Origin of the sequence: Bradyrhizobium tropiciagri, from assembly GCF_001189845.1 — a bacterium.
GTDB lineage: Bacteria > Pseudomonadota > Alphaproteobacteria > Rhizobiales > Xanthobacteraceae > Bradyrhizobium > Bradyrhizobium tropiciagri.
In genome coordinates, this window is the sequence record NZ_LFLZ01000049.1 from 12,778 (window position 1) to 25,765 (window position 12,988).

Genomic DNA, 12,988 nt, shown 5'->3' on the forward strand with positions numbered 1-12,988 from the left:
GCGAAAGACCACTGAAGAAACTGTTATCCCGGTCCGACATGGCGCCTCGCCATGGCAGTCGATTTGGGGTTTGACAGTCAGCCAAGGGTTTGTTTTCTCTCTGGTTCCCGACCCGCAGGACGCTGAATGCACGGACTTTTCAAGTGGAGTAGCAAGTGGTGGCCGGGGGTGATTCCACTGGTCGTCCTGTGGGGTATCGCGGCCTGGACCTCAACGGCGACGGTCGAGGCGGACCTCGCTGCGCGCTCCAATGCCGCACTGAAGGACACCGTGCTCGACAAGCGCCGCATCAGCGTCGACGGCCGCGACGTGACGTTTTCCGCCAATGCCTTCTCCGAGGACGGCCGCCTCAGCGCGGTGGCGTCGGTCGAAGCGGTGCCGGGTGTGCGGCTGGTCAACGACGAGACCCGCCTTGTTCCCGAGGCCAAGCCCTATGTGTGGTCGGCGGAGCGCGACGTGGTGCGCGTCACGCTTGGCGGCAACGCGCCGCTGCCGTCGAGCAAGAGCAAGCTGACCGAGGCCGCGAAGGCCAGCCTCGGCGGTGTCGAGGTGGTCGATCAGATGGCGCTCGCCCGCGGCGCGCCACAGCGATTCGATCCGGCGGCGCTGTTGCTGCTCGACCAGATCGGCAAGCTGAAGGAAGGCAAGATCACGCTGACCGACAACAAGGTTGCGCTCGACGGCATGGCGCGCGAGCTCGGCGGGCGCGAAGCGGTCGCGGCGGCGCTGAAGAACCTGCCGGAGGGCTATTCGATCGCCGCCAACGACATCAAGGCGCCGCCTTACGTGTTTCAGGCCTACAAGGACCCGGTCGCGGTGACGCTGACGCTGACCGGCTACGTGCCCGACAACAACGTGCATGCCGCGCTGGTCGCCGCCGCCGGCCGCAAGTTCTTCAGCGAGAAGGTGGTCGACAATCTCAAGGCCAGTATCGGCGCGCCCTCTGGGTTTGCGGCGGCGGTGGTGCCCGCGCTCGGTGCGCTGTCGCGGCTGTCGACCGGCACGCTCGTGGTGTCGGATCGCGAGGTGAAGCTGTCGGGCGATGCGCTCTACGATGCCGCGGCCGGCCAGATCCGCGACGGGCTCGGCAAGGACTTTCCGCAGGGCTGGCAGTACAAGGCTGAGGTCACGGTGAAGCCTGCGGCGGCGCCGGTCGATCCCACGGTGTGCCAGCAGCTGTTTTCCGAGATCCTCTCGAAGGGCAAGATCCGCTTCGAGTCGGGCAAGGCCGATATCGTTCCTGACTCCGCCGGCCTGCTCGACCGCCTGATCGAGACCGCGATGCGCTGTCCCAATGCGACGATCGAGGTCGCCGGCCACACCGACAGCGATGGCGAGGAGGCGGCCAACCAGGCGCTGTCGGAGCGCCGCGCGCAGGCCGTGGTGGATTACCTGGTGCGCGCCGGACTGCCTGCCAACCGTTTCACGCCGATCGGCTATGGCAGCACGCAGCCGCTCGCCGGCAACGAGAACGAAGATGGCAAGGCGCAGAACCGCCGCATCGAATTCGTGGTGAAGTAGCGATGACCGTGCTCGCGACATTCGTCTGGGGTTGGCTGCTCGGCGCCGCGCTGCTCGGCTTCGGCATGGGCTGGATCGCGGTGGTGCACCGGGCGCAGGCCGTCTCACGGGCCTGGATGATCTGGCTCGCGCTGCTCGCCGCCGCGCTGGTGGCGGCATCATTCGCGCGGGTCGTGCCCGGCCGCTTCGGCTATTGGCTCGATCTCTTCCTGATGATGTTCGCGCTCTATCTGGTGGGCTGCGCGATCGGCTCCTGGTTGCGCGACTGGGTGGTCTCGCGCAGCAAGCCCGCGAGCTGATCCCTAAACCCTTGATCCATAGGAGGTGAGCGACGCCGCCACGCGCGGTGCGCGCCGCATGCATTATAGGGCTTGACAATAATACGTACGTGCGTATTAAATCATGTCCATGCCAAAACCCTCTCTCCGCGATGCCATCCTCGACGCCGGCCTGAAGGAAATGTTCCGGACCGGCTATCACGGCACCAGCGTGCGCGACGTCACCACGGCTGCCGGCGCGCCGCAGGGCTCGTTCACCAACCATTTCCGCTCCAAGGAGCTGTTCGCCTCCGAGGTGCTGGACCGCTACTTCACCTATGTGCGCGGCCTCGTCGCGGAGGCGCTGGGCGACACCGCGCTGCCGCCGCGCGAACGGCTCCGCCGCTATCTCGATCTGATCACCGGCAAGCTCGCCCATGACGGCTTCACGCGCGGCTGCCTGATCGGCGATTTCAGCCTCGAAGCGTCGGGCACCAGCGAGATGCTGCGCGAGCAGCTCGACGAGATCTTCCGGGAATGGCGCGCGCCGTTCGCCGCCTGCATCGCCGAGGCCCAGGCCAAGCGCGAGATCGCGTCCGACTTCGATCCCGATGAGCTTGCCGACTTCCTGCTCGCATCCTGGCAGGGCGCCATGTTGCGCATGAAGGTCGAACGCAGCGCGGCTGCGCTCGAGCGTTTCAAGACGATCGCATTCCAAACCGTGTTCAGGGAGTTGCCATGACGACATCCGCCGACATCAGCCTGCATCATCGCGCCGTGCTCGGGTCTACGATGGCCTATCGCGAGCTTGGGCGCAGCGACGCGCCGCACGTGCTGTTCCTGCACGGCAATCCGACGTCGTCCTACATCTGGCGCAACATCATGCCGCTGGTGGCGCCGGTCGGGCACTGCATCGCGCCCGACCTGATCGGCTACGGCCAGTCCGGCAAGCCCGACATCGCCTACCGCTTCTTCGACCAGGCGGACTATCTCGACGCGCTGATCGACGAGCTCGGCATCACCTCGGCGTATCTCGTCGCCCAGGATTGGGGCACGGCGCTCGCATTCCACCTTGCGGCGCGCCGTCCGCAACTCGTGCGCGGGCTCGCCTTCATGGAGTTCATCCGCCCGATGCGGGATTGGTCCGACTTCCACCAGCACGAGGCGGCGCGGGAGACGTTCCGGAAATTCCGCACGGCGGGCGTCGGCGAGGCGATGATCCTCGACAACAACGCGTTCGTCGAACGCGTGCTGCCCGGCTCGATCCTGCGCACGCTCAGCGAGGAGGAGATGGAAGCCTACCGCGCGCCGTTTGTAACGCGCGAGAGCCGCAAGCCGACCTTGATGCTGCCGCGTGAGCTGCCGATCGCAGGCGAGCCTGCCGACGTCGATCAGGCGCTCACGGCAGCGCACGCGGCGCTCGCGGCATCGACCTATCCGAAGCTGCTGTTTGCCGGGTCGCCCGGAGCATTGGTGTCGCCGGCCTTCGCCGCGGAATTCGCGGCGCGGCTGAAGCATTGCGCGGTCATCCAGCTCGGCGCGGGCGCGCATTACCTGCAGGAAGACCATCCGGAGGCGATCGGCCGCTCGGTCGCCGGCTGGATCGCCGGCATCGAGGCTGCGAGCGCGCAACACCTTGCAGCATGAGCGGATGGGAGAACACGCCGTGACCGACCTCTCGATCACCTATTGCCGTCCCTGCGGCTACGAGACACGCGCCAGGGCGGCGGCCACGCTGCTGCGCGAACGCCTTGGCCTCGATGCGGAGCTGGTGCCGGGCAAGGGCGGCGTCTTCGAGGTCAGGCTTGACGGCAAAGTGATCGCCAGGCGCGTGAAGGGACATTTCCCCGATGCCGCTGACATCGTCACCGCGGTGGCTAGCGCGCGGACGTAACCAACCGCGGACTGGCCTCGTTGCCGTCGCAATGATCATTGCGGCGGCGATTTTTGTTGACTGGATGCCGCGCGGCGCATCAGCTTCCCGTAGTTTCCCGGATGGTCTTGCGCACCATTCGGCGGGCTAACTGCCGCACGCGTATATCAAGCCTTGTCGAAGACGGCCAGAAACGCGCATATTTGTGCACCCGCTGTCATGAATCATCCCTAATATCTTGAAGATGCGCGTTTTATTGTCGTTTGACGAATTCCACTGCGGCTTAAAACGCGCTACACGGGGCAGGGCACAGCGAAGCGCCGGCGGAGATCGCCTGGAAGCCGTCGTCGCGGGATCGCAATTCGAGGTCTAGATGCTGGAAGCAATACGCAGGGCGATGGCGTTTCTACGCCAGAAGCAACTCCTGCATCGGCTGGGTGTTGTCATCAGCATCGCCGTCATCGGCATCGCCTGCTACGTCCTCTACCACATGCTGCGCGGCATCGACACCAACGAGGTGCTCGAGGCCATCAAGAGCACCGAGCCGCGGCAGATCATGCTGGCGGGACTATTCGTCGCAGCCGGCTATTTCACGCTGACCTTCTACGATCTGTTCGCGGTGCGCGCGATCGGCCATGCCCACGTGCCCTATCGCATCAATGCGCTCGCGGCATTCACCTCCTATTCGATCGGCCACAATGTCGGCGCCAGCGTCTTCACCGGCGGCGCGGTGCGCTACCGGATCTATTCGGCCTGGGGATTGAACGCGATCGACGTCGCCAAGATTTGCTTTCTCGCCGGCCTGACCTTCTGGCTCGGCAATGCCGCGGTGCTCGGGCTCGGCATCGCCTATCACCCGGAAGCCGCCGCCAACATCGACCAGCTGCCGCCGTGGCTCAACCGCACGCTGGCGTTCGGCATCATCATCGCGCTGGTCGCCTATGTGGTCTGGGTCTGGACCCAGCCGCGGGTGGTCGGCCGCGGGCCGTGGACGGTGACCCTGCCGGGCGGCCCGCTGACGCTGCTGCAGATCGCGATCGGCATCGTCGACCTCGGCTTCTGCGCGCTGGCGATGTACGTGCTGGTGCCGGACGAGCCCAATCTCGGCTTCGTCGTGGTCGCGGTCATCTTCGTGTCGGCGACCCTGCTCGGCTTCGCCAGCCATTCCCCCGGGGGGCTCGGGGTGTTCGATGCCGCCATGCTGGTCGGCCTCTGGCAGATGGACCGCGAGGACCTGCTCGGCGGCATGCTGCTGTTCCGCCTGCTCTACTATATTGCGCCATTCGTCATATCTGTAATCTTGCTGACGTTTCGGGAGGTTATCGTCGGCGCCCGACTCAAACGGCTGCCGCAGACTGATTCGGGTCCCCGCGCCGAGCCGCACCATGAGGCGGTTCTGGTCCGCAAGCGCGGTGATTCCGGGGTCTGATGACGCGGCCCGATGCCTCCCGAGGGATGGTCGATATGACCGTGCCTGGGCGAGACACGAACCGACGGGAAGAAAGCCGCCGCGATGGCAATTGACGATACCCCGCAGTCCATTTTCTCGCCCTGGCCCGACCGCCTGCGCCATTCCGCGCTGATCCTGCTTGCCGCAGCGCTGGCGCTCAGCGTGGTGGTCGCGCTCGGCGAATTGTCGCTGGTGCGCGCCTGCGCGGTGTTCGTCTGCATCGCGGCCGCGGCGCTGGTGCCATGGCGGCTGCATGATGCCGGGACCTCGCGCGAGGATGTCCGCGGCGTCAATCCGGTCGAGGCCGCGGCCGTCAGCGCCGTCGTCGCCGGCATGCCGGATCCCGCCGTGCTGCTCGATCGCGCCGGGCGCGTCATCCATCTCAATGCCGCCGCGGCCCAGCTCGCGCCGGCGCTGCGCAAGAACGAATTGGCGCAATTTGCCCTGCGTTCGCCTGAAATCATCACCGCGCTGCGCGAGGCGATTGCGACCACCGAGCCGCGCCGCGCCACCTACACCGACCACGTGCCGGTCGATCGCTGGATGGAATTGGTGATCACGCCGGTGCCGGTGCCGACCCAGTTCGGCGGCACCGAGAAGTGCATGCTGATGACCTTCCACGACCTGACGCCGCTGCGCCGGGTCGAGGAGATGCGCGCCGATTTCGTCGCCAACGCCAGCCATGAGCTGCGCACGCCGCTGGCCGCGCTGTCCGGCTTCATCGACACGCTGCAGGGGCCGGCGCGCGAGGACGCGCGGGCGCGCGAGCGCTTCCTCGGCATCATGCACACCCAGGCCACCCGCATGGCGCGGCTGATCGACGACCTGCTGTCGCTGTCGCGGGTCGAGCTGTCGGCCCATGTGCGGCCCGAGGCCTCGATCGACATCGTGCCGATCATTCGCCAGGTGGCGGACGGGCTCGAGGCGCTGGCCAGCGAGCGCCAGGTCGAGATCGACGTCGACCTGCCGCAGGCCCCGGTCACGATCGCCGGCGACCGCGAGGAACTGCTCCGCCTGTTCGAGAACCTGATCGAGAACGCCCTCAAATACGGCGCCTCGGGCGGCCGCGTCATAGTGTCGCTCAATCAGACCGTTCCGGGCGCATCGGGCGAGGGGAGCCCCGAAATCCGTGTCATGGTACGGGATTTCGGCCCCGGCATCGCCCCGGAGCACCTGCCGCGGCTGACCGAGCGGTTCTACCGGGTGGATGTCGGCGACAGCCGCAACCAGGGCGGAACGGGCCTCGGATTATCGCTGGTGAAACATATTCTTAACCGTCACCGCGGGCGTCTCTTGATCGAGAGCGTGCCGAGGAATGGCGCGACTTTTACCGCCTGTTTTCCCCGGCCGAAGCCCTCGCTTTCGACTCAAAGCTAAGCATTTTCAGCCGCTTAGCTCTGTCATCCAACTGTCATCCAACCTTCGTAAAAGCAGCACCGACCGCTCCTAGATGGACCGGCGTGAGCGCGATCGGGCGCATTCGGCGCTTCGCTCACGAGATGGAGACCACCCCATGAATTTCATTAAAGCAATCGTCGCTGCCGGCATGATCGCCGCTTCGACGTCGGCCTTCGCTGCCGATATTACCGGCGCGGGCGCAACGTTTCCGTTCCCGATCTATTCGAAGTGGGCTGACGCCTACAAGAAGGAGACCGGCAACGGTCTGAACTATCAGTCGATCGGCTCCGGCGCCGGCATCAAGCAGATCCAGGCCAAGACCGTGACCTTCGGCGCCACCGACGCGCCGCTCAAGGCCGAGCAGCTCGAGAAGGACGGCCTCGTCCAGTGGCCGATGGTGATGGGCGCGATCGTTCCGGTCGTGAACGTCGAGGGCATCAAGCCGGGCGATCTCGTGCTGTCGGGCGAAGTGCTCGGCGACATCTATCTCGGCAAGATCACCAAGTGGAATGACGCGGCGATCGCCAAGCTCAATCCGAAGCTGACCCTGCCGGCCGACGCCATCACCGTCGTGCGCCGTTCGGATGGCTCGGGCACCACCTTCAATTTCACCGACTACCTCTCCAAGTCGAACGCCGACTGGAAGTCCAAGGTCGGTTCGGGCACCGCGGTCGAATGGCCGGTCGGCGTCGGCGCCAAGGGCAACGAAGGCGTTGCCGGCAACATCAGCCAGACCAAGAACGCGATCGGCTATGTCGAATACGCTTATGCCAAGCAGAACAAGCTGACCTACACCGCATTGGTCAACAAGGCCGGCAAGACCGTGCAGCCGACCGTTGCCGCCTTCCAGGCCGCCGCGTCGAACGCCGACTGGGCCAAGGCCCCCGGCTACTACGTGATCCTGACCGACCAGCCGGGTGAAGCCTCCTGGCCGATCACCGCTGCGACCTTCATCCTGATGCACAAGGACGCGACCGACAAGGCGGCCTCGCAGGAAGCGCTCAAGTTCTTCAAGTACGCCTTCGAGAAGGGCGACAAGGCGGCCGAAGAGCTCGACTACATCCCGATGCCCGACTCGGTCGTCAAGCTGATCGAGAAGACCTGGTCGTCGGACATCAAGAGCTAAGTCAGACGCTTCGAACTAGGCCTGTGCCGCCTCATCGGCGGCGCAGGTTGAGCGACCAAGACCCGGGTTCCGTCACCGCCGAAGACGCGCGGATGGGGCCCGGGTTCGCGCCCCCGGCGCAACCGGAACGACGCCCGGCTTCATGCGTCAGTGAAGATCGCTTCGGGGGCGTGGCGGTTTGTGCAGGTTTCAAATAAAAACGAGGGGATTGGCGTGGCAGACATGGCTGTTCAGAGCGATGTGATGGAAGCCGCGGGACCTTACGATCGCGCCAAGGCCCTCAGCGCCTTCAAGCTGGGTGATCTCACCTTCTACTGGATCACCCGCATCTCGGCGATCTCGGTTCTGCTGATCCTCGGCGGCATCATCCTGTCGCTGATCGTCGGCGCCTGGCCGGCGATGAAGGAATATGGCTTCGCCTTCCTCTGGACGCAGCGCTGGGCGCCTTCGGCCGATCCGCCGGTGCTCGGCGCGCTCGGCCCGATCTACGGCACGCTGATCACCTCCGTCATCGCCATGCTGATCGCCATTCCGGTCGGCATCGGCATCGCCGTATTCCTCACCGAGCTGTGCCCGCAATGGCTGCGCCGCCCGATCGGCATCGCCATCGAGCTGCTCGCCGGCATCCCCTCGATCATTTACGGCATGTGGGGCTTCTTCGTGCTCGGGCCGTTCCTGGCCAACACGTTCCAGCCTTTCATGATCAGGATCTTTGAAGGCATTCCGGTGCTGGGCGCGGTGTTCGCTGGCCCGCCGTCCTATCTCAGCCTGTTCAACGCCGCGCTGATCCTCGCCATCATGGTGCTGCCCTTCATCACCGCGATCTCGGTCGACGTGTTCAAGACCGTGCCACCCGTGCTGAAGGAGGCCGCCTACGGCATGGGCTGCACCACCTGGGAAGTCGTCCGCAGCGTGGTGATCCCCTCACCCGCGTCGGCGTGATCGGCGGCATCATGCTGGCGCTCGGCCGCGCCCTCGGCGAGACCATGGCGGTGACCTTCATCATCGGCAACTCGTTCCGCATCTCGTCGTCGATCTTCGCGCCCGGCACCACGATCTCGGCGGCGATCGCCAGCGAATTCGCCGAGAGCGACGGCCTGCACCAGTCCGGCCTGATCCTGCTCGGCCTCCTGCTGTTCGTGCTGACCTTCTTCGTGCTCGCCGGCGCCCGGCTGATGCTGATGCGGCTTGAACAGAAGGCGGGGAAGTGACGCCATGAACCCGATCTACAAATCCCGCCGCCGCAGCGACATCGTCATTCGCGCACTCTGTGTCGGCGCCGCGCTGTTCGGCGTCACCTGGCTGGCGCTGATCCTGATCACGCTGCTCTACAACGGCATTGCCGGCCTCAGCGTGCAACTGTTCACCCAGAATACGCCGCCGCCGGGCTCCACCGATGGCGGCCTGCTCAACGCCATCGTCGGTTCGGTCATCATGACGGTGATCGGCGTCGGCATCGGCGCGCCGCTCGGCATGTTCGCCGGCACCTACCTCGCCGAGTACGGCAAACACGACAAGCTCACCTCGGTGATCCGCTTCATCAACGACATCCTGCTCAGCGCACCCTCGATTATCATCGGCCTGTTCATCTATGGCGCGGTGGTGGTGCCGATGCGCGGCTTCTCGGCGATCGCAGGCGCGCTCGCGCTCGCCGTGATCGTGATCCCGGTCGTGCTGCGCACCACCGAGGACATGCTGCTGCTGGTGCCCAATCCGCTGCGCGAGGCCGCCTCCGCGCTCGGCCTGCCGCGTTCGCTGGTGATCAAGCGGATCGCCTATCGGGCTGCACGCAGCGGCTTGATCACCGGCGTGCTGCTGGCGACCGCGCGCGTCGCCGGCGAAACCGCGCCGCTGCTGTTCACCGCGCTGTCAAACCAGTTCTTCAGCTGGGATCTGACCAAGACGATGGCCAACCTGCCGGTGACCATCAACAATTTCGTGCAGAGCCCCTACGCTTACTGGAAAGAGCTGGCGTGGAGCGGCGCACTGCTCATCACATTCACCGTGCTCGCGTTGAATATCGGCGCGCGTATCCTTGGTGCCGAAAGGACCGCAAAATGACCGAGCTTTCCGTCTCCACGACTGCCGCGGGCCACGTTCCCCAGGTTCCGCTTCCGGAAGCGCCGCCGAAAGTCACGGTACGCAACCTCAACTTCTATTATGGCGAACACCACGCGCTGAAGAACATCAACCTGACGCTGGGCACCAACCGCGTCACGGCGTTCATCGGCCCGTCGGGCTGCGGCAAGTCGACCCTGCTGCGCATTTTCAACCGGATGTACGACCTCTATCCGGGCCAGCGCGCGGTCGGCCAGCTGATGCTGGACCAGACCAACATTCTCGATCCCAAGCTCGACCTCAATCTGCTGCGTGCGCGGGTCGGCATGGTGTTCCAGAAGCCGACGCCGTTCCCGATGACGATCTACGAGAACATCGCCTTCGGCATCCGCCTCTACGAGAAGATCTCTAAGTCCGAGATGGACGACCGGGTCGAGAAGGCGCTGCGCGGCGGCGCGCTGTGGAACGAAGTCAAGGACAAGCTGAACGCCTCCGGCCTGTCGCTCTCCGGCGGCCAGCAGCAGCGGCTGTGCATCGCGCGGACCGTCGCGGTGCGCCCCGAGGTGATCCTGTTCGACGAACCGTGCTCGGCGCTCGATCCGATCTCGACCGCCAAGGTCGAGGAGCTGATCCAGGAGCTCTCCGAGGACTACACGATCGCGATCGTGACCCACAACATGCAGCAGGCAGCGCGCGTCTCGGACAAGACCGCCTTCATGTATCTCGGCGAGCTGATCGAGTTCGACGACACCAACAAGATCTTCACCTCGCCGAGCGATCGACGCACCCAGGACTACATCACCGGCCGGTTCGGCTGACCGGCGCATGATCCGGAAAAGTGGAGACCGGTTTTCCGATCGGATCATGCTAAAATTCAGGACACGAAATCATGATCCCCGGGATCATGATTGAGGGGAGACAAGCGATGGCTTCTGAACATACCGCCAAGGCATTCGACAGCGACCTGCAGGAGTTGACCCGCCTGGTCGCCGAGATGGGCGGCCTCGTCGAGCGGATGATTACCGAATCGGTCGATGCGCTGATCCGTCGCGACGTCGCGCTCGGCAAGCGCGTGGTCGCCGCCGACATCGATATCGACAATCTGCAGCGCGTCATCGAAGAGCGCGCGGTGCTGACGATCGCGCGCCGCCAGCCGATGGCGATCGACCTGCGCGAGATCGTCAGCGCGATGCGCGTTGCCACCGACCTCGAGCGGATCGGCGACCTTGCCAAGAACATGGGCAAGCGCGTCGCAGCGCTGGAAAGCGATTTCCAACCGCTGAAGCTGATCCGCGGCCTGGAGCACATGACCGACCTCGTGCTGTCGCAAGTCAAGTCGGTGCTCGACGCCTATGCCGCGCACGATCTGCCGGCGGCGATGAACGTCTGGAAGGGCGACGAGGAGGTCGACGCGATCTGCACCTCGCTGTTCCGCGAGCTGCTCACCTACATGATGGAGGACCCGCGCAACATCTCGTTCTGCATCCATCTGATGTTCTGCGCCAAGAACATCGAGCGCATCGGCGATCACGCGACCAACATCGCCGAGACGGTGTTCTACATGATCGAGGGCCAGCAGATCACCGACAAGCGCCCGAAGGGCGACATGACGACTTTTGCCACCACGGTGCCGGGTACCTAGAACATGATCCGCAAGCGCGGAGCCGGATTGTCTTTCCGACAAGTCGTTTCCGCGGGGATTGTGCTCAGGAAAGTAAGCGTTTCGGTTTGCGTCTGGGCAACGGATCACCACAGAGAAAGAACTTAAACCGATGAGCGCACGCATTCTGGTAGTCGAAGACGAGGAAGCGCTGACGACGTTGTTGCGCTATAACCTCGATGCGGAAGGCTACGATGTCGAAACCGTGGGGCGCGGCGACGATGCCGATACTCGGCTGAAGGAGCGCGTTCCCGACCTCGTGGTGCTGGACTGGATGCTGCCGGGCCTGTCCGGCATCGAGCTGTGCCGCCGCCTGCGGGCGCGGCCCGAGACCAAGCAGCTGCCGATCATCATGCTGACCGCGCGCGGCGAGGAGAGCGAGCGCGTGCGCGGGCTTGCCACCGGCGCCGACGATTACATCGTCAAGCGTTCTCGGTGCCCGAATTGCTGGCACGGGTGAAGGGCCTGCTGCGCCGCGCGAGCCCGGAGCGGCTTGCGACCGTGCTGACCTATGGCGACATCGAGCTTGACCGCGAGAAGCGCCGCGTGGCGCGCTCGGGCCGCCCGATCGATCTCGGGCCGACCGAGTATCGTCTGCTCGAGTTCTTCCTCGAGCATCCCGGCCGCGTGTTCAGCCGCGAGCAGCTGCTGGACAGCGTCTGGGGCCGCGACATCTACATCGATGAGCGCACCGTCGACGTGCATATCGGCCGCCTGCGCAAGCTGCTCAATCCGGGCCGCGAGCAGGATCCGATCCGCACCGTGCGCGGCGCCGGCTATGCGCTCGACGACCGCTTTGCAAAGGCCGAGCCGCAGCCGTAACGGGCTGGCAACAATCGCAACAACGGTCCCGTCATTGCGAGCGTAGCGAAGCAATCCATCCTACCGCAAATGCGGAACGATGGATTGCTTCGTCGCTTCGCTCCTCGCAATGACGGCACAAAAAATCCCCGCTTGCGCGGGGATTTGTTTTTGCAGTCCAGGCTAGTTTCCCGAGTGCTTATTTGATCTGTGGCTTCGCCGACGGCCGGCGGCGATCGGCAGCGGGCTGGTAGGCGACGCGCGAGTGATGCGCGCAATAGGGCAGCCCGGCGAGCGCCTTGCCGCCGCAGAAGAAGAACTCCGGGCTCGAGGGATCGCCGACCGGCCAATGGCAGGTCGCTTCATTGAGCTCGAGCAGCGACAGCCGCTGGCTCATCGGCACCACGTTGTCGTAGGAGATCGGATCCGGCTCCATCTCGACCTCGAAGGCATGCGCGAGCGCGGTGTTGCCGCGCGAGACCGGGCGCGCCACCCGCATCATGTGCTGGGCGGGACGGGCCTTGCGCTGCCGCGGCGCCGCCGTGGAGGGAGCCTTGGCGCGGCCGGAAAGGCCGAGCCGGTGCACTTTGCCGATCACGGCGTTTCGCGTCACATTGCCAAGTTCCGCTGCGATCTGGCTGGCCGAGAGGCCAGACTCCCAGAGCTTCTTCAGCTGCTCGACGCGATCGTCGGACCAGGTCAATACCGTCATCGCATTCTTCCTTTCGCATGGCGCCGGCCAGTCATTGGAGCGGCGCTGCGAGCCAAATCTGGACAAATATCCCTGCGGCCAGAATCCCTTAGCCCTCGCCGGGCACGGTGTTGCGCCCGAACGTTTACGCGA

At 65.1% G+C, this 12,988-nt stretch carries 12 protein-coding genes and 2 pseudogenes; 13 read left to right on the forward strand and 1 reads right to left on the reverse strand.

Annotated elements, in window-relative coordinates; genetic code table 11:
* The first annotated feature begins 126 nt into the window (after positions 1–126).
* The 13 genes and pseudogenes from AKN84_RS30410 (at position 127) to phoB (ending at position 12,165) form a co-directional block, all read left to right on the forward strand.
* Entirely contained in the window at positions 127–1,521 is a 1,395-nt protein-coding gene (locus AKN84_RS30410) for an OmpA family protein (protein WP_050424194.1), read from the forward strand.
* Between the two features lie 2 nt (positions 1,522–1,523).
* On the forward strand, positions 1,524–1,820 hold the full coding sequence (locus AKN84_RS30415) for a hypothetical protein (protein WP_050424195.1): 297 nt from the start codon (positions 1,524–1,526) through the stop codon (positions 1,818–1,820).
* A gap of 109 nt (positions 1,821–1,929) precedes the next feature.
* Positions 1,930–2,520: a TetR/AcrR family transcriptional regulator gene (locus AKN84_RS30420; RefSeq protein ID WP_050424228.1), complete on the forward strand. Its 591-nt coding sequence runs from the start codon at positions 1,930–1,932 to the stop codon at positions 2,518–2,520.
* On the forward strand, positions 2,517–3,425 hold the full coding sequence (locus AKN84_RS30425) for a haloalkane dehalogenase (RefSeq protein WP_050424196.1): 909 nt from the start codon (positions 2,517–2,519) through the stop codon (positions 3,423–3,425). Before AKN84_RS30420 ends, AKN84_RS30425 begins: the two co-directional genes overlap by 4 nt.
* Positions 3,426–3,444: 19 nt before the next feature.
* A complete protein-coding gene (locus AKN84_RS30430) occupies positions 3,445–3,672 on the forward strand; it encodes a SelT/SelW/SelH family protein (protein ID WP_050424229.1) in 228 nt (75 codons plus the stop codon).
* A gap of 352 nt (positions 3,673–4,024) precedes the next feature.
* Complete coding sequence (locus AKN84_RS30435) at positions 4,025–5,080, forward strand: putative bifunctional lysylphosphatidylglycerol flippase/synthetase (RefSeq protein WP_050424197.1); 1,056 nt, start codon at positions 4,025–4,027, stop codon at positions 5,078–5,080.
* Positions 5,081–5,164: 84 nt separating this feature from the next.
* A complete protein-coding gene (locus AKN84_RS30440; protein ID WP_050424198.1) occupies positions 5,165–6,478 on the forward strand; it encodes an ATP-binding protein in 1,314 nt (437 codons plus the stop codon).
* Positions 6,479–6,614: 136 nt separating this feature from the next.
* Complete coding sequence (gene pstS / locus AKN84_RS30445; protein WP_050424199.1) at positions 6,615–7,625, forward strand: phosphate ABC transporter substrate-binding protein PstS; 1,011 nt, start codon at positions 6,615–6,617, stop codon at positions 7,623–7,625.
* A gap of 222 nt (positions 7,626–7,847) precedes the next feature.
* Positions 7,848–8,836: pseudogene (pstC, locus tag AKN84_RS30450) on the forward strand (phosphate ABC transporter permease subunit PstC).
* Between the two features lie 4 nt (positions 8,837–8,840).
* Positions 8,841–9,686 carry a phosphate ABC transporter permease PstA gene (gene pstA, locus AKN84_RS30455; RefSeq protein WP_050424200.1) on the forward strand — a complete coding sequence of 282 codons (846 nt, stop codon included), beginning with the start codon at positions 8,841–8,843 and terminating at the stop codon, positions 9,684–9,686.
* Positions 9,683–10,501, forward strand: a complete 819-nt coding sequence (pstB, locus tag AKN84_RS30460) for a phosphate ABC transporter ATP-binding protein PstB (RefSeq protein ID WP_016844065.1) — start codon at positions 9,683–9,685, stop codon at positions 10,499–10,501. The genes pstA and pstB overlap by 4 nt, the downstream gene beginning before the upstream one ends.
* 107 nt (positions 10,502–10,608) lie before the next feature.
* Positions 10,609–11,325 carry a phosphate signaling complex protein PhoU gene (phoU, locus tag AKN84_RS30465; protein WP_050424201.1) on the forward strand — a complete coding sequence of 239 codons (717 nt, stop codon included), beginning with the start codon at positions 10,609–10,611 and terminating at the stop codon, positions 11,323–11,325.
* 130 nt (positions 11,326–11,455) lie between these two features.
* Positions 11,456–12,165, forward strand: a pseudogene (gene phoB / locus AKN84_RS30470) (phosphate regulon transcriptional regulator PhoB).
* Between the two features lie 178 nt (positions 12,166–12,343).
* Here phoB and AKN84_RS30475 read toward each other — a convergent pair.
* Positions 12,344–12,856: a GcrA family cell cycle regulator gene (locus AKN84_RS30475; RefSeq protein ID WP_018269585.1), complete on the reverse strand. Its 513-nt coding sequence runs from the start codon at positions 12,854–12,856 to the stop codon at positions 12,344–12,346.
* Between the last annotated feature and the right edge of the window lie 132 nt (positions 12,857–12,988).

What these genes read in the sequence shown, in the direction of transcription:
- AKN84_RS30425 (WP_050424196.1), top strand. Translation starts at nt 2,517, where the DNA reads ATGACGACATCCGCCGACATCAGCCTGCATCATCGCGCCGTGCTCGGG.
- pstA (WP_050424200.1), top strand. Translation starts at nt 8,841, where the DNA reads ATGAACCCGATCTACAAATCCCGCCGCCGCAGCGACATCGTCATTCGC.
- AKN84_RS30435 (WP_050424197.1), top strand. Translation starts at nt 4,025, where the DNA reads ATGCTGGAAGCAATACGCAGGGCGATGGCGTTTCTACGCCAGAAGCAA.
- AKN84_RS30410 (WP_050424194.1), top strand. Translation starts at nt 127, where the DNA reads ATGCACGGACTTTTCAAGTGGAGTAGCAAGTGGTGGCCGGGGGTGATT.
- AKN84_RS30420 (WP_050424228.1), top strand. Translation starts at nt 1,930, where the DNA reads ATGCCAAAACCCTCTCTCCGCGATGCCATCCTCGACGCCGGCCTGAAG.
- pstS (WP_050424199.1), top strand. Translation starts at nt 6,615, where the DNA reads ATGAATTTCATTAAAGCAATCGTCGCTGCCGGCATGATCGCCGCTTCG.
- AKN84_RS30475 (WP_018269585.1), bottom strand. Translation starts at nt 12,856, where the DNA reads ATGACGGTATTGACCTGGTCCGACGATCGCGTCGAGCAGCTGAAGAAG.
- AKN84_RS30415 (WP_050424195.1), top strand. Translation starts at nt 1,524, where the DNA reads ATGACCGTGCTCGCGACATTCGTCTGGGGTTGGCTGCTCGGCGCCGCG.
- phoU (WP_050424201.1), top strand. Translation starts at nt 10,609, where the DNA reads ATGGCTTCTGAACATACCGCCAAGGCATTCGACAGCGACCTGCAGGAG.
- AKN84_RS30440 (WP_050424198.1), top strand. Translation starts at nt 5,165, where the DNA reads ATGGCAATTGACGATACCCCGCAGTCCATTTTCTCGCCCTGGCCCGAC.
- pstB (WP_016844065.1), top strand. Translation starts at nt 9,683, where the DNA reads ATGACCGAGCTTTCCGTCTCCACGACTGCCGCGGGCCACGTTCCCCAG.